This window comes from Micromonospora sp. NPDC049060 (genome assembly GCF_040649055.1).
Taxonomy (GTDB): domain Bacteria; phylum Actinomycetota; class Actinomycetes; order Mycobacteriales; family Micromonosporaceae; genus Micromonospora; species Micromonospora reichwaldensis.
This window is the reverse complement of record NZ_JBEZEV010000027.1, coordinates 11,617-34,808: the sequence shown is the minus strand read 5'-3', so window position 1 is coordinate 34,808 and position 23,192 is coordinate 11,617. Positions and strand designations below refer to the sequence as shown.

The window sequence follows — 23,192 nt, the reverse complement described above, 5'->3', positions numbered from 1 at the left end:
CTACTCTTTGTCGTCGGTGGTCGGACCGGTGGACCCGAGCGGGCGCCGATCGCGGAAGTAGGGCACGATCCGGTTCTCGAACATCGCCAGCGCGGAACCGATCGCCATGTGCATGTCCAGGTACTGGTAGGTGCCGAGCCGCCCGCCGAAGAGCACGTTGCGCTCGGCGGTCTCCTGCCGGGCCAACATCCGGTACGTCCGCAGCGCGTCCCGGTCGCCGGCCGTGTTGATCGGGTAGTACGGCTCGTCCTGGTCGCCGGCGGAGCGCGAGTACTCCCGGACCAGCACCGTACGGTCGCTGCGGTACGACCGTTCCGGGTGCATGTGGCGGTACTCGACGTTGCGGGTGAACGGCACCGACTCCTCGGCGTAGCTGATCGTCGTGGTGCCCTGGTAGTCGCGGACCGGCGCCACCTCCCGCTCGAAGTCGAGCGTGCGCCAGCCGAGCCGACCCCCGCTGTAGCGGAAGTAGCGGTCCAGCGGCCCGGTGTAGACGACCGGCGTCCCGTCCGGAATGGCGTCGGCCAGCTCGAAGAAGTCCGTGTTCAGGCGCAGGTCGATGCGCGGGTCGGCCGCCATCCGCGACAGCCATGCGGTGTACCCGTCGACCGGGAGGCCTTCGTACGTGTCGTTGAAGTACCGGTTGTTGAAGTCGAACCGGACCGGCAGCCGGGCGATGACCGACCCGGGAAGTTCCTTCGGGTCTGTCTGCCACTGCTTGGCCGTGTATCCCCGGAAGAACGCGTCGTAGAGGGGCCGTCCGACCAGTGAGATGCCTTTTTCCTCATGGCTCGGATCAGGGGGGAGTTGGCCGATCTCGGCCGCCTGTTCGGCAATCAGTGCCCGTGCCTCGTCGGGGGTGAGGTAGCGGCCGAAGAATTGGCAGATCGTCGCGAGGTTGACCGGCAGGGGATACACCTGCCCCTGATAGAGGGTGAAAGCCTTGTGCCGGTATCCGGTGAACGCGGTGAAACGGTTGACGTACGCCCAGATTCGCTCGTTGGAGGTGTGGAAGATATGGGGGCCATATCTGTGCACCTCGATTCCGGTGTCCGGGTCGACCTCCGAGTAGGCGTTGCCACCGTGATGGTCGCGCCGTTCCAGGACCAGCACCCGCTTGTCCAACTCGGCGGCGGTCCGCTCGGCGATCGTCAATCCGAACAGGCCGGATCCGACGATCACCAGGTCGTAGCCTTCGAATGTCATGTCACTGCCTCTCCGAGTAGCCGGGCCGCCGACCGGCGCTCGTCGCTGAGGCGCTGCTTCCATTCGGCCACTGCCTGCGGCTCCTTCTCGGCGAAGAGGGCGACGTAGGAAAGAGCCGTGATGATTTTGTGCAGGTGCAGCCCGGCTTCGACGTCACGTGGCGGGGTCGGGTGGGTCCGGTGCGCCGCATAGGCGGTGTGGAACGCCGCCCGTTCGGTGTCGTCCGCGAAGCACCACCAGTCGAGCTTCACGAGGTCCTCCACCGGGTCACCGGGCCGGGCGAAGTCCATGTCCAGCAGCCATACGTCGCCGGCCGCGTCGACAAGCACGTTGGGTAGGTGCACATCGAGGTGGGTCAGCCGCGGAGACATCGGCGGCAGCACCTCGGTGACCAGTTCCAGCAGTTTGGCGACGAGCCGATCAAGATCGCTGGGGGTGAATATCTCCAATCTGGCTGCCCGGGCGGCGTAGCGGCGGATCTTGACCGCAACCGTGTCGTGGATGCTGGTCGGCCCCTGCGCGGTGTAGGGGATGTCGTGCAGCCGGGCCAGCACCGCGCCCAGCCGTTCGAGTATCCGCCGCCGCTCCCGCCCGTCCCGGGCGGCGAAGTGGTCCTCGGCGTCCGTGCCGTCGATCCACTCCTGGACGAGGAAGGCGTGCCCGTCGCCGTCCGATCCCGAACCCAGCAGGCGCGGCACCGGCACGCCGTGTGCCAGCGCGATCTCGGTGGCCCTGCGGGCTCCCAGGAAGTCGTCCGCCGCCCGGGAGTCTTCGTTGATCTTGACCAGGTAGTCGCCGTCGGTGGTGTGCACCCGCCATCCGGTGCTGAAGATGCCCTTCGTGACCGGTGTCGCCCCCAGCGGGGCCGCCTGCGGTACCACCGAGGTCAGGATGTCGATGGGCGCGTCAGCTTGCATCGGAGCCTCCGGGGGAGTGGACGCCGTCGTACAGGTCGGTCAGCTCGGTCAGGCAGCGGTGCGCCAGCGCCGCCGAGGCGGCCCCCGGCCTGCTGCTCGCGCTCATCAGGCGGCTGAACAGGTGCAGCCGCAGGTAGAGGTCGACGGTGGGCGACCGTGGGTCGAGGCCGACCCACTCCGCCCACCGCGCCGGCGGCAGGCGCCACTCCCAGGCCAGCCTGACCAGATCCAGTTCGGGGTCGCCGAACGTCGCCAGCTCCCAGTCGAGCAGAACCGGGCCGTGTGCGGTCAGGATGACGTTGCCGGGGTTCGGGTCGCTGTGCAGCAGGTGGGGGCGGGTGTCTTCGAGCACGTCGAGCGCGTGGTGCAGGGTCCGGCACTGCCGCGCCTGCGTGGTGAGACCCAACGTCGTCAGTGTCTCGGCGTACGAGTCGAGCCGGCCCGCCAGGAATCCGGCCCAGCTCGGTTGGTCGGGCGCGTGCAGCCGACCGAAGGCGGGTCCGGTGATCGTGTGCGCGGCCCGCAACGCGGCGACCGATGCCCGCACGTCGAGGGCGCTGGCGGGGTTCGGTGCGCTGCCCCGCACGTACCGGATGAGGGCCGCGCTGTGCCGTCCGAACGTCGCGCTGCCGATGACCGCGGGTACCGGCGCGCGTCCGCGCAGCGACTCGAGCGCCGTCACCTCGGTGTCGCGGCGCCAGGCAGCGGTGTAGAGCTTGAGCACGGCGAGGGGGCGCACCACCAGCACCCGGTTGGTCTCCCGCTCGGTCACGACCGCCGCTCCGGTCTGGTGCCCGGTGTCCGGCGAATCGTCGTCGCGGACCCGGCGCCGGTGCCTGTCCCCGTGCCGCGGTCGGCACATCGACCGTCGGGCGGGCTCAGGCGCGTCCGTGCCCGCGTCGTACGGCTCACCACGCAGCCCGTATCGCGGGGCCGGCGGGAGTCCGCCCCCGGAGCCGGTGTCCTGGCAGGACGCCTCCTCCGGCGGCCGGTGCCCCACATCCTGGCGACCCTGCCGTCGACCGGGCGGGGTGGCGGTGCGCGGCGACAGTGGCCGGCAGCTTCAATTTCCGTGGCATTGCCCCGCCCGTACTAATTGGTTTGCTGGTGTCTCTGAAGTGGTTTGTCGAGCAAGGACGGACGGCATTTCTCGAACGTCGCGCCCGCCTTCGACCGGACACTGGCCAACGGTCTCGGGGCCTGCATAGTACCGACCGTGATGGTGATCCACAAGCATGCACGTATCCCATTTGCGTCAGAGGGTCGCCACCCTCCGTGTTGCTCGGTCGCAATTCGACATGGACTGCGGCGGTTTCTGCGCCGGACAATTACCGACCGTCCGCGGGGCGTTTACGCGCTGATGCCGCCGAGGTGTCCCGGCCCTGCTTGAGGTCGAACTGTCGGTACGTTCGCCGTTACCGTTCGAATTGCTGTCGGCGGTGTCTGGAAGGCGCCTGCCTGCGGTTGTAGCATGACCGTCACGGGTATTTCGTGACGGACGGGTAATGGTGGCGGGCGGCTAAATCGTCGGGTAAGTGCGACTGTGCGTTGTCGCAGGCGCACGGGCGATCAGCGTCAGCGCAACCATTCTGACTGTGGCGACTTGGCGCGAGGGACGAATGAAGAGACGACCGGATAGCGACTCCACCGCGCAGCCCGCTCAGGCGGGGGAGGCAGCGGCTCCGGAGGTCGACGTGGCCGACGTGCGCTCGTTGCGGGTCGGCTTCTCGCCGAGACTGGACGGGATCAGCGCGAGACACGTCACGACGCTCGTCGAGCTGACCGTCGAGCTGCCACCGATCGTCGTCCAGCGGTCCTCGTTGCGGGTGGTGGACGGCATGCACCGGCTGCGGGCCGCGCGTGTGCGGGGTGACCGCCACGTGCCGGTCGTGTACTTCGACGGCTCCGACGCGGACGCCTTCGTGGCCGCGGTGCAGTTGAACCTCGAGGACGGCCTGCCGCTGAGCGCCCGGGATCGGCTGGCCGCTGCCAAGCGGATCCTCGCCTCGCACCCCCAGTGGTCCGACCGCCGGATAGCGGCGGTGTGTGGCGTCGCCGCCAAGACCGTCGCCGGCCTGCGGCGGCGATCCCTGGACACGGGCCACCACCAGGACGTCCGGATCGGCCGGGACGGGCGCCGGCACCCGGTCTCGACGGAAGAGGGCCGGCGGTTGGCCGAGGCGATCGTGCGTCGCGAGCCGGATGCCAGCCTGCGCGAGGTGGCGCGCCGGTCAGGCATCTCGGTCGGGACGGCTTTCGACGTCCGCCGCAAGGCGCTCGGAGGCGGCGCCTGCGTCCCGGCCGGGCAGAAGGCCCCGGCGCCGCCGCTCGCCGAGTTGGCAGCCGTCTCGTCCCCCGACGGGCTGCCGGTGACGGATCAGGATCTCGCCGCCAGCATCCGGCTACAGCTGGAGCGGCTCCGCCAGGATCCCGCGCTGCGCTACACGGACCACGGCAAGGCCCTGCTCCGGCTGCTCACCGGGACGCTCGCCTTCATCTCGCAGTCGTCGAACACCGCTGGCAACGTTCCCGCGCACTGCCACGAGTCGCTTCGGGCTGTCGCCCAGGCCTGCGCGGGGGGCTGGTACCAATTCAGCCAGATGCTGCCCGAGGAGCGCAGACGCCACCGGACGGTCGGGCGTTGAGCCCCACCGCCAGGGGCAGCTCAGCCCGGTCCTGACATGCGGATCCACACCCTGCTGGACACCGCCGCGCGTCGGCATCCCCAGCGCACCGCGGTCGTCGACCGGAGTCACCGGTGGAGCTACCAGGAACTCCGGCAGCGAAGCGTCAACCTGGCCGGTCGGTTCCGCGCACTGGGCCTGCTGCCGGGGGACCGGATCGCCGTGCGGTCCGGCGGCGCAGGCTTCGCCGCGATCCTGTTCGCGGCGTCGTACGCGGACCTGACGCTGGCGCCGCTGTCGGCCACGATGCGGCCGTTCCAGCTTCGGGCGGTACTCGCCGACATCGAACCAGCCCTCGCGGTGGGGATCGGGTCCGCAGTGGTCGAGGCGCCCGCCCGCGCCTGGTCGTCGGCACAGTTCGGGGAGATCCTGGAGACGCTCGACGCGCCGGTCGGGGACGCGGGCCAGCCCGATGCCAGCCGCGCCGACGGTGACCTGGAGACGCCCGCCCTCCTGATGTACACGTCGGGCAGCAGCGCGCAGCCCAAGGGGGTGGTCTGTCCGCACGACAGCGTCCTCTTCGCGACCCGGGCGATCGGACAGGTCCTCGGCTACCGGCCGGACGACGTCGTGCTCTCCTGCGTGCCGCCCTCGTTCGACTACGGGCTCTACCAGCTCCTGCTCGCCACGGCTGCGGGCGCGCGGTGGGAGGCGCTCGAGGCAGGCGAGGGGATCGCCCTCCTCGAACGGATGACCAGCGCGCGGGCCACCGTCGTGCCCGTCGTGCCGGAGATCGCCACCGCGCTGCTCCGGCTGGCGGCCAGGACGGCGCTCCCGGTGCCGCAGTCGGTCCGGATGTTCACGAACACCGGCGCCCGGATGTCGCCACGGCTCGCAGACGGGCTGCGGGACGCGTTCCCGGGCGCGGCCGTGGTGCAGATGTACGGACTGACCGAATGCAAGCGGGCCACGATCCTGGAGCCGGACGGCGACCTGGAACGCCCAGGGTCCGTCGGGCGCGCGATCCCTGGCACCGTCGTACGCGTCGTCGACCGGCAGGGCCGGCCGCTACCCGCCGGCGAGGTCGGCGAGGTCGTCGTCGAGGGCGCGAACGTCATGGCCGGATACTGGCGCGACCGGCAGCTGAGCGCCGCCACCTTCCGGGCGACCGCGGCTGGCCGGCGGCTGCACACGGGCGATCGCGGCCACCTCGACGTCGACGGCCACCTGTACCTGCACGGTCGCGGCGACGACGTCTTCAAGCACCGGGGCGTACGGTCGAGCACCGCCGAGATCGAAGCGGCGGCCATGGACATCGACGGCGTCGACGGGGCCGCCGCCCTCGCGCCGGACGAGGCGAACCCGCTCACCGTCGTGGTGGCCACTCTCCTGCCGGTGAACGACGTGCTGGCGGAGCTGGCGCGCCGCCTCGAACCGGCCAAGATGCCGGAGCGTTGCGTCGCGGTTCACGCGCTGCCGCTCACCCCGCACGGGAAGGTGGACCGTCAACAGATCCGGGCGATCGCGCGTCCGCACCCACCGCCGACTCCCGTTCAAGTGCGGATTCCTTGACGGTGTCCGGGGAGTTGCTAATCTGCCGATCTTGAATCTGGCCTCCGGTAGGTGACCACTGCTGCTGGGATGAGGACCGTATGTCGTCGCGACCCACCCGCCCTGAGGCGGTCGATCTCGACACCGCTGTCCATCCCCTGCTGCCGGGCCAGCTCGCGCACCACCGCGCCCTGTCGGGGACGGCGGAGCAGGGCGCGGCGGCCTGGATGTCCTACCAGGTCACCGGCCCGCTGGACGTCGCCGCATTCGTCGGCGCGGTGCGCTCGACGGTCGCCCGGCACGCGGCGCTGCGGATCGGTGTCACGACGCTCGACGGTGAACCTGTCCAGTGGGTCCGGCCGATGCCCGACGATCGCCGGCTCGTGGCGATGACCCAGGTCACGGCGAACGACACCGAGCAGTTCGCCCGGTACGTGCGCTCCGTCCTGGCGGCGGACCTCCGGCGCCCCTTCGACCTCGCGGTCGAGTACCCGTTCGTGCTGCGGTTGCTGCGGTTCACTCCGACTCTGCACGCCGTGCTCGGGGTGTTCTCCGACTACGCCGTCGACGCCACCGCCCGGATGATCGTCGTACGCGACCTGTGGGGCGCCTACTTCGGCGGCGGGACCGACGCCGACCCCGTGGACGCCGACTACCTCGCCGCGGTGACCGGCCAGGCCGCCGCCGCCGACTCGGCGCGCGCCCAGGCGGTGTCCGCGTACTGGCGGCGGCGTGGCCCGTGGCTGCCGCCCCGGTGCCAGTTCCTTCCGGGGCTCGGCGGGCCGTCCGCGACCGTCGCCCACACCGAGCTGCTGACCCTGCTCGAGGACGAGTGGAAGGACGTGCGCGAGCGCTGGCAAACCGCCGGCTTCAGCACCGTCCAGTGGCTCCTCACGTTGTTCGCGGCCGCCGTGTTCCAGCTGACGCCGCAGGACCGCATCGTCGTCTCGATGAAGCTGAACGGCCGGCGTCACGCCGACCAGGGCGTCGTCGGCATGTTCGACGTCGTCGTGCCGGTCGTGCTGGACCGGCCGGACCGGCCCGCCGACCTGCTGGTGCAGGTGCGGCGGGAGCTGTTGTCGGCGACCTCGCGCCGCACCGTCACGCGGCAGGCGTTGGACGACATGTGGGCGACAGCGGTCCGACGCCTGGGTCGTCCGGTCCACGACACCCTGTCGATGACGTACCTGGAGGACACCGCCGACCGCGACGACGCCGACGGCGGCGCGGTCGCCATCGAGCGCGGCGCGTACACCCCGACGTGGGCCAGGACCGCCGACGGCCTGCGGATCGCCGCGAACGAGCGGCCCAACGGGCTGGGCGTCCGGCTGACCGTCGACGGCGAGACCATGTCGCAGGCCACCTTCACCAGGTTCGTCGCCGCCTTCCGCGCACTGCTGGCCGGAGACGACCCGGCCAGCGCCGCGCCGGCGAGGGAGAGCGGCCCCGGGCTCACGCCACTTCGCGCACCCGACGGTGCGGTCGTGCTGGTCGTCGACCTGGCCGAGGTGACCTCGGTCCTCGACTCGCACCCCGCGGTCGCCTCCGCCAGGGTCTCGGTGGAGGTCGCCGAGGACGGCGGATCGCGACTCGCCGCCGAGGTGACGACCGCCGACGCCGTGGTCACGGCGGACGATCTCGCCAGCCACGTCCGTTCGCACGTCGCCGGCCGGCCGTTCCTGGCGGTCCCGGTGCGCATCGCGGTGGTGTCCGACACCGCCGCCGACGAACGGTCCGAGGAGCTATTCATGGATGGAGTTGGTTGAGCGTGGAGAGTGTCCACGTCGACACGGTGATCGACGAGGAAACCCTTGACGCGGTGGCGAAGCGGGTGCTCACCGTGCCGCCGGTCGGCGACGCGCCGCGCTACACGGGCGCGATGCAGCTGGCCGAGCTGGAGATCGACAGCCTCGTCGTCGCGGAACTCATCGTCGAGTTCGAGCAGGAGCTGGGTGTACTGCTGGACGTCGTCGCCGTCGACCGGATGGAGACGCTCGCGGACCTCTGCCGGGCGCTGCAGCCGGCAGCAGGCTGAGCCATGCCCGTGACTACCCATGCCGATCCGCTGGCGCAACGGATCGTCCGGCTGCGAGAGGCGGTCGCGGCGACCGGCCTGCGCCACCTCGCGGTCGAGGTGGCCTCCGGGCCGGATCTCGTGGCCGCACTGCGTGCGCTCCGCCCGCTCGACGCGTCAGTGGTCGTGGTGGGTCCGACCGTCACCGCGTCGGCGCTGGCGGAGCTGCGCCCACAGGCCGTGCTGAACGTCGCCAGCGGGCGGATCCGGCCCACCGGGGAAGACGGCCGGCCCACCGGCGCAGCGCAGGGCGGGCTGTGGATCTTCTCGTCGGGCACCACGGGTACCCCGACCCCGACCTACTGGCCCTGGCCGGAGCTGACCCGCGGCGCCGACTGGGAGACCGCGCACCGTGACGAGAGGTGGGGGATCGGCTACGCACCCTTCACCTACGCCGGGGTGGAGGCCGTGAGCCAGGCGCTGGGCAGGGCGGCCAGCATCGACTTCCTCACGCCGACCGACCTGGCCGCCGGGACGGGCGCGCGCTACGACGTCGTCGCCGGCACCCCGTCGTTCTGGCGGATGGCGGCGCTGCACCGGGGGACCGACGAGGCCCGACCGCGGGTGCACACCGTCTCGATGGGCGGCGAGCCGGTGGACGCCCAGCTGCTACGCCTGATCGAGTCGGCGTTCGCGCCGCAACGCGTCCTGCAGTTCTACGCCAGCACCGAGCTGGGCCGGATCGCCACCGTCTCCGACGGACTGCCGGGCCTGCCGCTCTCCGTCCTCGACGGGTACGGGCCCACCGGGAAGGCGCTGGCGGTACGTGACGGCGAGCTGCTCCTGTCCCCGGCGCCCGGCGCACCGTACCTGCCGACCGGGGACGAAGCGGCGATCCACGGTGGGCGCCTGCACATCCTCGGGCGACGCGGCGAGGTCATCAACGTGGGTGGCGTGAAGGTCGTACCCGGCCACGTGGCCCGGCTGCTGCAGGAACATCCGGACGTCGTCGCGGTCCGCGTCTACCCGGTGCGCAGCAGCGTGCTCGGCGCCGTCGTCGGCGCCGACGTCGTCACGCCGCCGGGCTCCGACCGTGACCTGGTCGTGCAGCGGGTCAAGGCCCATGCCCGCCGCGTACTGGCCCCGGCGGAACAACCGCGTCGCGTCACCGTCGTCGACCAGCTTCCGATGGCACCGTCCGGAAAGGCGGCCCGCGGTGAGTGAGGCGCTCGGGACGGTCTTCGTCACCGGCGGTACCCGGGGCATCGGGCTGGCTGTCACCCGGCAGCTGCTGACCGTCGGTTACCGGGTGGTCGCCGTGGCACGGACCGCCCCCAACGAGTTCGCGGCCCTGCGGGAGTCCGTCGGTGACCCGCTGACGTTCCTCGCCGCCGACCTCACCAGCGGCGACGATCGGCTCACGGTGGCCAACCGGCTACGGGAGTGCGCCGATCTCCACGGTCTGGTCAACAACGCGGGGGTGGCGAGCGCGGCTCTGCACGTGGCCGCCGCACGGTCGGACATGACCCGGATGTGGCAGCTGAACGTCGAGGTCCCGATGTCCCTGTCCCAGGCGGCGGTCAAGGCGATGTACCGCCGTGGCGGGCGCATCGTCAACATCACCTCGATCGCGGCCCATCGGACCTTCCGCGGGCTCGGCGCGTACACCGCGACCAAGTGCGCTCTGGAAGGGTTCTCGAGGGTGCTCGCCGCCGAGGTCGGCAGCCGGGGCATCACGGTCAACTGCGTCGCTCCGGGCTTCATCGACACCGCCATGACCGCATCGATCGAGGACGGCCTCCGTGCCGCGATCAACCGACGGAACATGCTCAACCGGGCCGCCACCGTCGCCGACGTGGCGCGGTCGGTGGAGTTCCTGCTCTCGCCCGCCGCGGAGGCCATCACCGCGCAGGTGCTCCGGGTCGACTCGGGCAGCGGCGGATGAGCACGCTGGACAAGACCGGGCAGGCGGAACAGGCCCCCCGGCCGCCGGAGGCGACGAGCCTACCGACGGAGTTCACCGACCGACGGCAGCGCTTCCGGCGCGAGGCGTTGCGTCACCACGGCGTCAACCGGGACGCCGGCGACGCGGTGGAGCTCGGCTGGCGGGCGCTACCCGGCCTGGCCGCGTTGCGTGGCCTGCGGTGGCGCAACGTGCGGGCCGCGCTGCGGGTCTCGCGCACCCGGGTTCCGGTCGTGCTCCAGTCGCAGATGAGCGAGTGTGGGGCCGCCGCGCTGGCGATGGTCCTCGCCTACTTCGGTCAACCGGTCCCCCTCGACGAGCTGCGCACCGAGACCAACACGGGCCGGGACGGAGTCGCGGCCCGCGCGATGCTCGCTGCCGCGCGGCGGCGCGGCCTGGTCGCGCGCGGGGTCCGGGTCTCCATCGAAGGGCTGCGCAACCTCCCCCCGGCGACCATCCTCTTCTGGAACTTCATCCACTTCGTCGTGTTGGAGCGGGTGACCGACACCCACCTGTACATCGTCGATCCGGCCTTCGGTCGCCGTAAGGTCAGCCTGGCCGAGGCCGGCAAGGCGTTCACCGGTGTGGCGCTGGAGTTCCATCCACCGGTCGGCGCCACGACGTCGCGGCGAGGGGCCAACGCCCGGAACCTCGGCGCGAGCCGCCTGCCGTACCTGTCGAAGTTCTTCCCGCGTACGGCCGCCTGGGTTCCGCTCGCGCTGACCTCGGTCGCGCTGACCCTGTGCGGCCTGGCGGTGCCGGCCGCCTCCACCTACGTCGTGCACCGGGCGAGCCAGCCCGGCGAACCGGTCAGCGCCTGGCTGCTGTTCGGGGCGGCGGTCGTGCTGTTCGGGATGTACTTCTGGATGCAGACCGTCCGTCGGCTGGCCCTGCTGTCCGTGCAGACCCTCGCCGACAAGTCGGTGACCCTCGGAGCGGTCCACCACCTCGTCGCCCTGCCGTTCGACTACTTCGCCCAGCGCCACACCGGCGACCTCTCCATGCGGGTCCGCACCAGCAACGCGGTCCGTCAGATCCTGACGGGATCCGCGCTGTCGGCCGTGCTCGACGGGGTGCTGGTGCTCGTGTACGGCGGGCTCATCGTCGTCGCGGACCGGCGCCTCGGTGCCCTGGTGCTCACCCTCGCCGTCGCCCAGCTCGCCCTGCTCGCGTTCAGCTGGCGCAAGCAGGAATACCTGACCGCGGCGTTGTTGGAGGCGCAGGCGAAGAGCCACACCGAGCTGTTCCAGCTGCTGGACAGCGTGCCGACGCTCAAGGCCTCCGGGCTGGAGGGCGCCGCGGCGGAGACCTGGAGCCACACGTTCGTCGCCGAGGTGAACGCCAGGACCCGCAGCCGGCGGTTCCTCGGCGTGTGCGAGGCCGCCAGCACCGCGATCCAGTTCCTCGCTCCGCTCGCCGTGCTCGCCGCCGGTCTGGTCCTGCTCGGTCGCGGCGAGATCTCCCTGTCCCGGGTGGTGGGCTTCTCCGCTCTGGCCATGGGAATGTTCGTACCGCTGGCGAGTCTGGTGCAGACCGGGCTGGAGGTCGCCGGTCTGAGGGCCACGTTGACCCGGCTCGCCGACATCCTGGACGCGCGCCCGGAAGCCGGCCCGGACGCGGTGGCGCCGTCCCGCGTCACCGGCGCCATCACGCTCGACGACGTGCGGTTCGCCTATCCGGGCGCGCGGACGCCGGCGCTCGTGGACGTCAACGCACAGATCGAGCCCGGGCAGTTCACTCTCATCCTCGGTGAGTCCGGCTCCGGCAAGTCGACGCTCGCCATGCTGCTGGCGGGGCTCTACCTGCCCAGCGCCGGCACGGTGTCCCTCGACGGCACGCCGACCGATCAGCTGGACCGGCCGGCCGCGCGGCGGTCGATGGCGTACGTCCGGCAGGACGCCCGGCTGTTCGGCGGGACCATCCGGGAGAACATCGCGCTCGGCCGGCCGGAGTGCTCCCTGGAGGACGTCATCGCCGCCGCCCGGCTGGCCGAGGTCCACGACGACATCGACGCGATGCCGATGCGGTACGAGACGCTGCTCGGCAGCTCCGGGGCGGGCCTGTCCGGTGGGCAGATCCAACGCATCTCCCTGGCGCGGGCCCTGCTGCGGAACTCCGAGCTGCTGATCCTCGACGAGGCGACCAGCGCCCTCGACCGGCTCACGGAGGACCGCATCATGGCCAACCTGCGCCGGACCGGGCGCTCGCTGGTGGTCGTCGCCCACCGGCTCTCCCATCCCGAGGCCGCCGACCAGATCCTCGTCATGAGCGATGGCAGGCTCGTCCAGCGTGGCCGTCACGAGGACCTGATGGCCGAGGACGGTCTGTACCGGCGCCTCGTGGGAGGTGCCTCGTGACAGCCGAGCGCTGGCTCGACCGGCAGGCGCTCGACGCCCTGCTGCCGCTGATCCTGCAGGTGCCGCACTCGCACCGGCGCTTCGAGATGGACGCCGCCACGGCCGCCGCCGAGTACCAGATCGACGGGCCGGGCCTCGACGTCCTCGTCGCCGCCGGTCTGCCCTCGGCGGCCGGCGCGGACGGCCTCCTGTTCGACGCCACCGACCTGCGCAACGTCTCGGTGCACCTGGACCCGCGCTCGCGCGGGCGCAAGGTCCTCTCCTGGTGGATCCGCGAGCTGGGGCGCCCCACCGCCCACGCCCGCTACCGGATGGACTACGTGGCGCAGTGCCCGGAGCCGGGGCACGACGAGCCGTGCCGGTGGCGCCTCGCGGTGCCGGACGACGCCTGGCACGAGACGACGTCGGCACAGGACCGGGGCGGCGTGCTGCACTCGGTGACGTTCGACCGGCCGCGGACCTGGCCGGAACTGCCGACCGCGGTGCTCGACCTGCTGGCGGAGACCCGGCACATCCGGTTCCTCTGGCTGCCGGAGACGTTGCGCGCCGACAGCGCCTTCGTCCGTGACACCGGGATCGGCGACTGCGTCGGCGTGGCCCACCTGCTGGTCGAGGAGGCCCGCAGGCGGGGACTGACCGCCCGGTTCTCCTTCGGCAGGTCGCTGACCCCACCGATCTCCGCATCGCACTCGTGGGCGGAGTTCCAGGTCGACGGGGTCTGGGTCCCGGTCGACCCGGTGCTCCTGGACGCCCTGGGGCAGTGGGGCATGGCCGGGCCGGAGTGGCAGCGCGACCGCTCGCTCGGTGCCATTCTCGGCCGCGTCGGACCCAGCTGGCGCGACCTGGTGACGCATGCCGGTCAGCCGGTTTTCGCGAGATTCCCAACCTACCGCGACACGGGAGGGTGACATGGTGGATTGGCCACCCGCCTTTGAACCGCTCATTCGGGAGCGCAGCCGGCTGCTCAGTGCCGACTCGCCCCTGGAGCCTGACCAGAGCCTGACCGAGCTCGGTGTCGACTCGCTGGAAGTGGTCGAGTTGATCGTCAACCTGGAGACCGAGTTCGACATCGAGATCCCACCCGAGCTGTTGCAGCCGGAGGTCTTCGCGACTCCGGGCACCATCTGGAACGCGGTCAGGAGCCTGATGTGACCGGCCCCGTCGAGGAGAGACACGCGGACATGCACCAGTCGTGGGAGCGGCTCACCACGGTCGCCGCCAGGTTGAGCGACCAGGCGCGGGACCAGCGCTACCACGTCTTCGACATCTTCGACTGGCCGGCGGAACTGCCGACGGACCAGTTCTGGATGAGCCCGGAGCTGACGACGTGCCACGGCACCGCGGTGTGGGACCGCCTGTCGGATGCCGAACGGGTGCGCCTGACCCAGGCCGAGGCGGTGAACTTCTTCAGTCTCAACGTCCACCTCATCCGTGAGCTGATCGGCGAGGTGGCCGGGCGGATCTACGACACGCGGTACCCGGGCCTGTCGGAGTTCTTCCACGACTTCATCCACGAAGAGAACGAACACATGTGGTTCTTCGCCCAGTTCTGCCAGCGGTACGGGGGGAAGGTCTACAAGACCAAGCGCGTCGCCGGCAGCGCGATCGACGGTGGCCCCGCCATCCGTGACCTCGTCATCTTCGGTCGCATCCTCATCGCGGAGGAGCTGTGCGACTACTACAACGCGAAGATGGCGACCGACGGCCGGCTGCCGCAGATCGCGCAGCAGATCAACGCCGTCCACCACCAGGACGAGTCGCGGCACATCGCGTTCGGCCGGCAGATGATGCGGGCGCTGTACGAGGAGGCGAAGCAGAGCGCGACGCCGGAGGAGTTGGCGGGAGCCGGGACGTACCTGGCCCGCTACGTCAGCTCGTGCCTGCGGGCGTTCTACCACCCCGAGGTGTACGCGGACGCCGCCCTTCCCGAGGCCCGGCGGATCCGCGCCGAGGTGCTCGGCGACCAGTACCGTCAGGAGTTCCACCGGACCGTGATGCACAAGACCACCCGCTTCTTCGACCGGTTGGGGCTCTTCACGGAAGACACGGTGGCCTGGTGACCGGTCAGCTGCCACGACGTCTGCTGCACGAGTGGTTCATCGCCGGCCTGGCGATGGCGCCGGACCGGGTCGCGCTGCGGATCGGTCGCCAGGAGTGGACGTACACGGAGCTGGACCAGGTGGCCCGGCGCTGGGCTGGCGGGCTGGTCGCGTGCGGGGCGCGGAGCGTCGGCATCCTCGCGGTGCGCAGCATCGAGTCGTACGCCGGGCTCCTCGCCACGCTCTACGCCGGCGCGACGGCGGTGCCGCTCAGCCCGGGCTTCCCCGCCGCGCGTACCTGCCGGATGGCGGCGCAGGCCGGCGTCGACACGGTGATCGTCGACCGGTCGGGGGCGGCGGCGCTTGCGCACCTCACGGCGGCCCTGCCCGGCCTCACCGTGGCGGCGCAGGCCGCGACGCCGCTGGCCGCCCTGCCCCGGGCCGGCTACGACGACGTGGCGTACGTGCTGTTCACCTCGGGCTCCACCGGCCGGCCCAAGGGCGCGGCGATCACGCACGCCAACATGGACAGTTTCCTGCGGTACAACCTCGACCGCTACGACCTCGGCCCCGGCGACGTGTGCTCGCAGACCTTCGACCAGACCTTCGACCTGGCGATGTTCGACCTCTTCGTGGCCTGGGGCGCGGGTGCCACCGTGGTGTCCACACCGCCGCAGGTGTTCACCGCGCTGCCGGAGTTCCTGGCCGCCGAGCGGGTGACGTTCTGGTTCTCCGTGCCCAGCGCCATCGCTCTGGTGCGGCGCCGGGGCGGGCTGACCCCCGGCTCGATGCCGACGCTGCGGTGGAGCCTCTTCTGCGGTGAGGCGCTGCGCATGACGGATGCCGAGGACTGGCAGCGGGCGGCGGCCGGATCGGTGGTGGAGAACCTGTACGGCCCGACCGAGCTGACAATCGCCTGCTCCGCGCACCGGCTGTCCGGGGACTCCGCCGACCTCGCCGTGCACGGCGTCGTCCCCATCGGCGCGCCGTACCCGCATCTCAGGTACCGCATCGTCGAGGACGGGGTGGACGGCACCGAAGGCGAGCTGTGCGTGACCGGGGAGCAGATGTTCCCCGGGTATCTCGATCCGGCCGACGACGAGGGTCGCTTCCACGACGGCGACTCGGTGCGCTGGTACCGCACCGGCGACCGGGTCCGGGAGTGCGCCGGCGGTGAACTCGTCTATCTCGGTCGGGTCGACCGGCAGGTGAAGGTCCGCGGCTACCGGGTCGAGCTGGACGAGCTGGAGTGGCACGTCGGGCAGTTGCCGGGGGTGGAACGGGCCGTGGCGGTGGCGTTCGAGGCGGCCGGGCGGACGGAGCTGGCGGTGTTCTACGTCGGCACCCCGGGCGTGGACATCCGTCGCCCGATGTCCTCGATCCTGCCGGGATACATGGTGCCGCTGCTGTGCCGCGACATCGACGCGTTCCCGCACACGGCGAACGGCAAGATCGACCGTGGGGTGCTCGCCGCGCGGGCCCGGGACCTGGTGGCCGGCGGACAGGTCACCCATGCGTGAGAGCCGGCTGCGCCCGCTGGCCGACTCCACCCTCGGGGCGATGCTGTCCATCCGACGCTTCGAGTACGCGGTCCTCGACCTGCTCGGCCGGGGACTGATCCCGGGCACCAGCCACACCTGCCTCGGCCAGGAGCACGTCCCGGTCGTGGTCGAGTCCCTGCTGCGCCACGACGACGAGGTGTTCAGCAACCACCGGGGACACGGCCACTACCTGGCGCGCTACGACGATCCGGCGGGCCTGCTCGCCGAGCTCGCCGGCCGTGAGGGCGCGGTGTGCGGCGGAATGGGCGGTTCGCAGCACATCCGCCGCCCGGGCTTCATGTCCACCGGCATCCAGGGGCAACTGGTCCCGGTCGCGGTGGGCACCGCCTTCGACATGCGGCGCACCGGAGCGAACTCGATCTCCGTGGCGTACGTCGGGGACGGCACCTGGGGCGAGGGGGTGGTGTACGAGGCGCTCAACCTCGCCGCGCTCTGGCGGGTGCCGATGGTCGTCGTCGTCGAACACAACGGGATCGCCCAGTCCACCCCGACCTCGGCGCAGATGGCCGGTAGCGTCGCCGACCGCTGTGCCGCCTTCGGCATCCGTCACGTCAGGGTGACCGGCATCGACGTCGACGCCATCCGGGCCAGTCTGGCGCCGCTCGTCGCCGCCGTACGTGACGACGGGTCTCCGTTGGTGGTCGAGTTCGACACGGTGCGGCTCGGCCCGCACAGCAAGGGCGACGACACCCGCACGTCGGCGGAGCTCGAGGCCGTCGCCGGGCGTGACTGGTACCCGCACTACCGTGCGGCGTTCCCGGAGCAGGTCGACCGCCTGGACGCGGCGGCGACCGGGAAGATCCGCGACGTGGTCGAGTCGGTACTCGCCCGACCGCTGATCGGTGCCGGTCATGGCTGAGCCGGGGGCCGAGCGGGTCGGGGAGGGCCTCAACCGTGCCCTGGCGACCCTGCTCGCGGAGAGGCCGGATCTCCATCTGATCGGCGAGGACATGGCCGACCCGTACGGCGGCGCCTTCGGCGTCACCCGCGGGCTGTCCACCGGGTATCCCGAACGGGTGCTCAGCACTCCGATCAGCGAGCAGGCGATCGTGGGCTTCGCGGTCGGCCTGGCCCTGCGGGGCCGGGAGGCGGTGGTCGAGGTGATGTTCTCCGACTTCGCCACCCTGTGCTTCGACCAGATCGTCAACCTGGCCAGCAAGGCCGTCACGATGTACGGCGAACCGGTGCGGATGCCGCTGGTGATCCGGTGCCCGACGGGGGGCAACCGCGGATACGGGCCCACCCACAGCCAGAGCCTGCAGAAGCACTTCGTGGGCGTCCCCAACCTCGCCGTGCACGAGCTGAGCCCGGTGCACGACGCGCACGCCACACTGGCCCGGATCCTCGACTCGGGGGCCCCCGCGATGTACTTCGAGGACAAGGTGCTCTACGGCCGTCGGCGGTTCGGCGCGGCGGCCGGAGACGAGCTGTTCCACTGCGAGCGGATCGGTGGCGCCTGCGACTTCGCCGTGCTGGGCGTACGCGGGGTCGACCGGGCCGACGTCGTGGTCATCGCACCGGGCGGCCTCACCGACAGGGTGCTCGGCGGGATGCGGGGTGCCTATCTGGCTGACGAGATCGCGGTGCGTGCGGTGGTGCCGTCGCGGCTCTACCCGTTCGACCCCGCGCCGCTGGCTGCTCTGGTCGCCGGGGCCGGACGGGTGGTGGTCGTCGAGGACGCGACGGCCGGCGGCACGTGGGGGGCCGAGGTGGCTCACACCATCCACCAGCAGATGTGGGACCTGCTGTCCCAGCCCGTCCGGCTGCTCCACGCGCCGCCGAGCACCATCCCCGCCGCACCCCACCTCGAGCGTGCGGTGCTGGTCCAGGCGGACGACATCCGCGCTGTGGTGACGGCGGTCGCCGGTGGGTGACATCCGGCTGCCGCGGCTCAACGCGACCGACGAGGAGTACACGCTGATCGAGTGGCTGGTCGGCGATGGGGCGCCGGTGGAGGCGGGCACCGCGGTGGCTCTGGTGGAGACGTCCAAGGCGGCGCACGAACTCGTCGCGGACGACGCCGGCGTCCTGTGGCAGCGGACGTCCGCACCGTCGACCTGCCGCCCGGGGGAGGTGGTGGCGACCGTCGGCGGGGGCGACCGCCCGCCGCCGGCACAGCAGACCGCCGATCCGGATTCGATCACCATCACCGAGCCGGCCCGGCGGCTGATGGCCGAACACGGTGTGGCGGAGGCGGCCGTACGGTCGATCGGCAAGCCGGTCATCGCGCGGTCGGACATCGAACAGCTGGTCGCCGGGCAGGCGCCGCCGGCCACGGCCGAGCGGGTGACCGTGTCCGCGGCCCAGCGACGGATCGCCCGTACGGTGTCCACTTCGCACCGCGAGATCCCCGCCGCGTACACGGTCGTCAAGGTGGTCGCCGATCGACTGAAACAACGCCTGCGTGCCGAGGCGGCGACCATCGGATTCGTCGGCATCCCGGAGCTGGTGGTCGAGGCGATCGCGGCGCGGCGGGCGGAGTTCCCGCTGTGCTTCGCGCGAGCGGAGGGCGATCAGGCGGCGACGGTTCGGCCGGGAGCGCACGTCGGTGTCACCATCGACGTCGGGAGGGGCCTCTACCTGCCGGTCGTCGCCGACGCCGACACCCGGCCGCTACGGGACGTCGCCGCCGACCTGTTGCGGTTCCGTCGCGCCGCCGTGCGCGGGGAATTCGCCGAGGCTGATCTGGCCGGGTCGAACATCGCGCTCACGATACATACGGACGCGGACGTCGTGCATGCGCAGCCGCTCATCTTCCCGGAACACACATGCGCGGTCTCTCTCGCCTCGATGCAGCGCGAGTTGGTGCTTCAGAATGATGGCTCGGTCACCACCAGTGACTATTTCCATCTGGGTTTGGCATACGACCATCGTTTTGTCAACGGTCGGTCCGCGGCGGCGTTCCTGCGCGCGGTCAAGGCCGATCTGGAGGCGGGTCGATAGCCCCCTGACAGTTGTCAGTTGAACGCGACCAACGCGACATCGCCCGTGGACATGACGGAGGTATCCTATGGCCCCCAGCCCGCTATGGAAGGGCTGTCGATCCGTGTGGAACCTGTGGACTTGAGTCCGCTGCCACGGCTTGCGGATCGAACCCGTCGGGTGGAGAAGGACCGATGATACGGAAAGGGGTGAACCAACATGACCGAGGTGACTTTCGAGGCTGTCGACATCCGTGAGATGTCCGACGAGGAGCTGGACGATGTGGTGGGCGCGGCCCGTTGCATGTGATTCATCCGACCAGCTGGTCGGGTGCAGTGTGACCGATGATGCGGGGAGGGGGTGAACCAACATGATCGAGGTGACTTTCGAGGCTGTCGACATCCGTGAGATGGCCGACGACGAGCTGGACGATGTCGTCGGCGGCCCGATGGCCTGCCAGTAAGGCGGCAGGAGGCGCTTGGGCACCTCGCTCAGGCGCCTCCGTCCGCCTTGTCGGTGACGTGGCCGGCGGGTCCCCTGTCGCACCTGCCGGCATTGGCGGGAATCAGACGGTCACGGTCCGGAACCGGCCGTGACCGATGGTTACGGTTATGGAACGAGCCGCAGTGCCCGACCCTTTCTCAGGCGTGCCTCCTGGGCGTTTTGTTCGAGAAAAGGGGTCACCCCGTACCGGCGTTTTTTGGTCAGAGGCATGATCACCGGCCAGCATTTGTCGTGATAGTTTCCCCCCCATGGATGCTGATGTTTCTGGGGCTGTGGACACGTTCCAGCGGGCCTTTTACAAGAGCAAGGTGTGGCGTCGCCGGACATGGCTCGGCGTGGCGTGTCACCAGAATCCGATGGACATGTGGATGATCCAGGAGATCATTCACGAGACGCGACCTGATCTGATCATCGAGACCGGCACCCGGCACGGTGGGTCCGCACTCTATTACGCGACCATGCTCGGACTCGTCGGTAACGGCCGGGTCGCCACGGTCGACGTCAAGCCCGAACATCTCGCCGGACCGAGCGGCTGGATCGACGGCGAAGGAATGGCGATCGAATCGCCGTACTTCGACCGGGTCGACACCATGACCGGGTCGTCCGTCGATCCTGCCGTCGTCGCCCAGATGCGGGAAAAGGCGCAGGCCGTCGAGCGGGTCATGGTGATCCTCGACAGCGACCACAGCAAGCAGCACGTCCTCGCGGAACTCGCGGCGTACGCCGACCTGGTGACGCCGGGCTGCTACCTGATCGTGCAGGACACCAACCTCAGCGGGCACCCGGTCCAGGCGGGGCCGTGGGAACCGGGCGACGGGCCCTGGGAGGCGCTCGAGGAATTCCTGCCCGATCAGCGCTTCGAAGTCGACAGGTCGAAGGAGGAACTGATGTTCACCTGGTTCCCTGGCGGCTATCTGCGGCGAGTGTGAGGATGCCCGACGCGCAGTCGTCGTCTCACCAGCCACCAACTTGATTCCTGACTCCCGGGGCCCTGCGGGAATCGCGACCGGGCACGGAAACAGCCCTTGGTCGATGGTCTTCTTGTCCAGAGAAGGGCATCAGTGACCAAGGGCTGTTCTGGTGGCCGGTCCGCAGGGCCGCGGTGTGGCGGATGCCGTACGGGAGGCGACGGGGTTCCGGCGCGACGAGGGCAGCGTTCTGCCCACTTCGAGTCGGTGCGATCGCCGCTGCTGTCGAAACGCGTGTCGTGGTGCGCTGGAGTCGCCGTGCCGGGGATACCGGCGGCGAGTAGCGCCCTCTTGCCGAGATCCATTCACGAGCGTAGGAAGAACACCACGCTCCACCACCATCGTCGGCCCCTGCCTCGGACCACGGTCCGGTGCCGAAGGAGATGCGCGTGACCACACCCAGACGGCTCCGTCTCGCCGTGTCCGTGCTGGTGACCGCAGGCGCCGTCCTGCTCGGCGCTGCCGCCGCCGCGGCGCCGCCCGCGGCTCCCGCACCGGCCGGGCACCAGGGCTGCGACCCGATCGACCCGACGGCCTGCCTGCTGCCGTTCCCGAACGACTACTTCACCGTGCCGGACCGCAGCAGCCCGACCGGCAAGCGGGTGCGGTTCCCGGCCTCCGCGATGCCCGCCAACGTCCAGGGCACCCCGATCGACCCGACGGAATGGAACCGGCAGGACGGGTTCAGTCCCGGCTCGCCGATCCTGGTGCGGGTGCCCGGCCTCGACGCGGCGGCGACCGGGATCGCGCCGGTCACTGACATCGGCCGCTCGTTGGCGCCCGACGCGCCGATCGTGCTGCTCGACGCCCGGACGGGCAGGCGCACGCCGTACTGGGCCGAGCTGGACGCGCACGCGGCCGGCCAGCCGGAGCGGCAGGTGCTGATCATCCGGCCGGCGGTGGCGCTGACCGAGGGCACCCGCTACGTCGTCGGCCTGCGCGGCATGCGCGACGGCACCGGGGCGCTGATCCCGGCGCCGAAGTCGTTCACGGCGTACGTGACCGGCGCCGGCCTCGGCCATCGGGACCGTCGCGTCCCGCAGATGAAGCGGATCCTCGCCGACCTGACCAGGGCCGGCGTCAAGCGGCACAGCCTCCACCTGGCCTGGGACTTCACCGTGGCCAGCCGGCACGGTCTGACCGGGCGGATGCTGGCGGTCCGCGACGGCGCGTTCGCCTCCCTCCGCCGGGCCGCACCGTCCTTCACCGTGACCCAGGTGACCGACTACCCGCCGGAGCAGGAGCCGCTGATCGCCCGGCAGGTGACCGGCACCATCGGCGTACCGTCGTATCTGACCGGCGACGGCGGGCCCGGCTCCCGGCTGCACTACGGGCCGGCCGGCGGCGGCGGAGCGCCACCGACGCCGGACGCCCTGCCCACACCGTCCGGCGAGACGGTGGCGGCCGACTTCGTCTGCAACATCCCGCGCAGCGCCTCCGCCGCGAAGCCGGCACACCTCTCGCTCTACGGCCACGGCCTGCTCGGCAAGCCGACCGAGATCAACGCCGGCAACGTCAAGACGATGTCGCACACGTACGACTTCACCTTCTGCGCGACCAGCTGGATCGGCATGGCCGCCGCCGACGTCCCCTACGTGGCCGGCGCCTTCACCGACCTCAGCGGCTTCCCCGCGGTGGCCGACCGGTTGCAGCAGAGCTACCTGAACTTCCTCTTCCTGGGCCGGGCGATGATCCACCCGGGCGGGTTCGCCGCCCACCCGGCGTTCCGGGACGCCACCGCACGGCCGTTGATCGACGTGGCCGGCGGGCTGCACTACGACGGCAACAGCCAGGGCGGCATCAACGGCGGCGCGCTCACCGCCATCGCCCAGGACTGGACCCGGTCGGTGCTCGGCGTGCCGGCGATGAACTACTCCACGCTGCTGCAACGCAGCGTGTCCTTCACCCCGTTCCAGACGATCATGGACGGCTACTACCCGGACAAGGTCGACCAGCAGTTGATCCTCGCGCTGCTGCAGATGTTGTGGGACCGGTCCGAGGCCAACGGGTACGCCCAGCACATGACCGACCGCCCGCTGCCGGGCACCCCGGCACACCAGGTGCTGATGCACGTCGCCTTCGGCGACCAGCAGGTTTCCCCCGCCGCGGCGGAGGTCCAGGCGCGCACCATCGGCGCCCGCCTGCACACCCCCGCGCTGGCCGACGGCTGGTCGCCGGACGTGCGCCCGTACTGGGGCATCGCGCCGATCCGCAGGTACCCGTACACCGGTTCGGCGATGGTGGTCTGGAACAGCGGCGCGGCGTACGCGCCACCGCCGACGAACCTCGCCCCGGCCGGGCCGGAGTACGGCGAGGACTCGCACGAGTTCCCGCGCGCCCAGGCCGCGGCCCAGAGACAGAAGGCGGTGTTCCTGCTCACCGGCAAGGTGATCGACGTCTGCGGGCGGAAGCCCTGCGCGTGAGCGCTGACCCGTCTGGGCGATCCCACGCCGTCCCGAGTCGCCCGGCCGCAAGCAGATACATGTCTCTGGATCAATGCTGACAGACCGCTGCCCGGCGGCGGGCCAGCGCCCTAGCGTCACCTCTGCCGGACCTGTGGCGGAT

The 23,192-nt window shown here is 71.0% G+C and carries 19 protein-coding genes; 16 read left to right on the top strand and 3 right to left on the bottom strand.

Annotated features, from left to right (window positions below):
• Genes glf through AB0B83_RS13355 form a run of 3 tightly spaced genes read right to left on the bottom strand, consistent with a single transcriptional unit; the run spans nt 1 to nt 2,895 of the window.
• Entirely contained in the window at nt 1–1,206 is a 1,206-nt protein-coding gene (gene glf, locus AB0B83_RS13365; RefSeq protein ID WP_357578387.1) for a UDP-galactopyranose mutase, read from the bottom strand.
• Nucleotides 1,203–2,123 carry an aminoglycoside phosphotransferase family protein gene (locus AB0B83_RS13360; protein WP_357578386.1) on the bottom strand — a complete coding sequence of 307 codons (921 nt, stop codon included), beginning with the start codon at nt 2,121–2,123 and terminating at the stop codon, nt 1,203–1,205. Before AB0B83_RS13360 ends, glf begins: the two co-directional genes overlap by 4 nt.
• Nucleotides 2,113–2,895 carry a phosphotransferase gene (locus AB0B83_RS13355; protein ID WP_357578385.1) on the bottom strand — a complete coding sequence of 261 codons (783 nt, stop codon included), beginning with the start codon at nt 2,893–2,895 and terminating at the stop codon, nt 2,113–2,115. Before AB0B83_RS13355 ends, AB0B83_RS13360 begins: the two co-directional genes overlap by 11 nt.
• A gap of 922 nt (nt 2,896–3,817) precedes the next feature.
• Between AB0B83_RS13355 and AB0B83_RS13350 the strand changes: the two genes are divergently transcribed.
• The 16 genes from AB0B83_RS13350 to AB0B83_RS13275 all read left to right on the top strand — a co-directional run bounded on the left by AB0B83_RS13350 (nt 3,818) and on the right by AB0B83_RS13275 (nt 23,050).
• A complete protein-coding gene (locus AB0B83_RS13350) occupies nt 3,818–4,768 on the top strand; it encodes a transcriptional regulator (protein WP_357578384.1) in 951 nt (316 codons plus the stop codon).
• A gap of 36 nt (nt 4,769–4,804) precedes the next feature.
• The gene (locus AB0B83_RS13345) at nt 4,805–6,319 is read left to right on the top strand and encodes a class I adenylate-forming enzyme family protein (protein ID WP_357578383.1); all 1,515 of its coding nucleotides are present in this window, start codon (nt 4,805–4,807) and stop codon (nt 6,317–6,319) included.
• Nucleotides 6,320–6,399: 80 nt separating this feature from the next.
• On the top strand, nt 6,400–8,064 hold the full coding sequence (locus AB0B83_RS13340; RefSeq protein WP_357578382.1) for a condensation domain-containing protein: 1,665 nt from the start codon (nt 6,400–6,402) through the stop codon (nt 8,062–8,064).
• Between the two features lie 2 nt (nt 8,065–8,066).
• Nucleotides 8,067–8,333 carry an acyl carrier protein gene (locus tag AB0B83_RS13335; protein WP_089000851.1) on the top strand — a complete coding sequence of 89 codons (267 nt, stop codon included), beginning with the start codon at nt 8,067–8,069 and terminating at the stop codon, nt 8,331–8,333.
• A gap of 3 nt (nt 8,334–8,336) precedes the next feature.
• Nucleotides 8,337–9,536, top strand: a complete 1,200-nt coding sequence (locus AB0B83_RS13330; RefSeq protein ID WP_357578381.1) for a class I adenylate-forming enzyme family protein — start codon at nt 8,337–8,339, stop codon at nt 9,534–9,536.
• A complete protein-coding gene (locus AB0B83_RS13325) occupies nt 9,529–10,257 on the top strand; it encodes an SDR family oxidoreductase (protein ID WP_357578380.1) in 729 nt (242 codons plus the stop codon). Before AB0B83_RS13330 ends, AB0B83_RS13325 begins: the two co-directional genes overlap by 8 nt.
• On the top strand, nt 10,254–12,632 hold the full coding sequence (locus AB0B83_RS13320; RefSeq protein ID WP_357578379.1) for a peptidase domain-containing ABC transporter: 2,379 nt from the start codon (nt 10,254–10,256) through the stop codon (nt 12,630–12,632). The genes AB0B83_RS13325 and AB0B83_RS13320 overlap by 4 nt, the downstream gene beginning before the upstream one ends.
• Nucleotides 12,629–13,540: a transglutaminase domain-containing protein gene (locus AB0B83_RS13315; protein WP_327027953.1), complete on the top strand. Its 912-nt coding sequence runs from the start codon at nt 12,629–12,631 to the stop codon at nt 13,538–13,540. The genes AB0B83_RS13320 and AB0B83_RS13315 overlap by 4 nt, the downstream gene beginning before the upstream one ends.
• A 1-nt stretch (nt 13,541) precedes the next feature.
• Nucleotides 13,542–13,784, top strand: coding sequence for a phosphopantetheine-binding protein (locus AB0B83_RS13310; RefSeq protein ID WP_101409372.1), 243 nt, complete (start codon nt 13,542–13,544; stop codon nt 13,782–13,784).
• Entirely contained in the window at nt 13,781–14,692 is a 912-nt protein-coding gene (locus tag AB0B83_RS13305; RefSeq protein WP_357578378.1) for a diiron oxygenase, read from the top strand. Before AB0B83_RS13310 ends, AB0B83_RS13305 begins: the two co-directional genes overlap by 4 nt.
• Complete coding sequence (locus AB0B83_RS13300) at nt 14,689–16,191, top strand: AMP-binding protein (RefSeq protein ID WP_357578377.1); 1,503 nt, start codon at nt 14,689–14,691, stop codon at nt 16,189–16,191. The genes AB0B83_RS13305 and AB0B83_RS13300 overlap by 4 nt, the downstream gene beginning before the upstream one ends.
• Nucleotides 16,184–17,092: a thiamine pyrophosphate-dependent dehydrogenase E1 component subunit alpha gene (locus tag AB0B83_RS13295; protein ID WP_357578376.1), complete on the top strand. Its 909-nt coding sequence runs from the start codon at nt 16,184–16,186 to the stop codon at nt 17,090–17,092. The genes AB0B83_RS13300 and AB0B83_RS13295 overlap by 8 nt, the downstream gene beginning before the upstream one ends.
• Nucleotides 17,085–18,107, top strand: coding sequence for a transketolase C-terminal domain-containing protein (locus tag AB0B83_RS13290; RefSeq protein WP_357578375.1), 1,023 nt, complete (start codon nt 17,085–17,087; stop codon nt 18,105–18,107). Before AB0B83_RS13295 ends, AB0B83_RS13290 begins: the two co-directional genes overlap by 8 nt.
• On the top strand, nt 18,100–19,176 hold the full coding sequence (locus AB0B83_RS13285; RefSeq protein WP_357578374.1) for a 2-oxo acid dehydrogenase subunit E2: 1,077 nt from the start codon (nt 18,100–18,102) through the stop codon (nt 19,174–19,176). The genes AB0B83_RS13290 and AB0B83_RS13285 overlap by 8 nt, the downstream gene beginning before the upstream one ends.
• Before the next feature lie 731 nt (nt 19,177–19,907).
• A complete protein-coding gene (locus AB0B83_RS13280; protein WP_357578373.1) occupies nt 19,908–20,588 on the top strand; it encodes a CmcI family methyltransferase in 681 nt (226 codons plus the stop codon).
• 428 nt (nt 20,589–21,016) lie between these two features.
• Complete coding sequence (locus AB0B83_RS13275; RefSeq protein ID WP_357578372.1) at nt 21,017–23,050, top strand: hypothetical protein; 2,034 nt, start codon at nt 21,017–21,019, stop codon at nt 23,048–23,050.
• Nucleotides 23,051–23,192 lie beyond the last annotated feature (142 nt).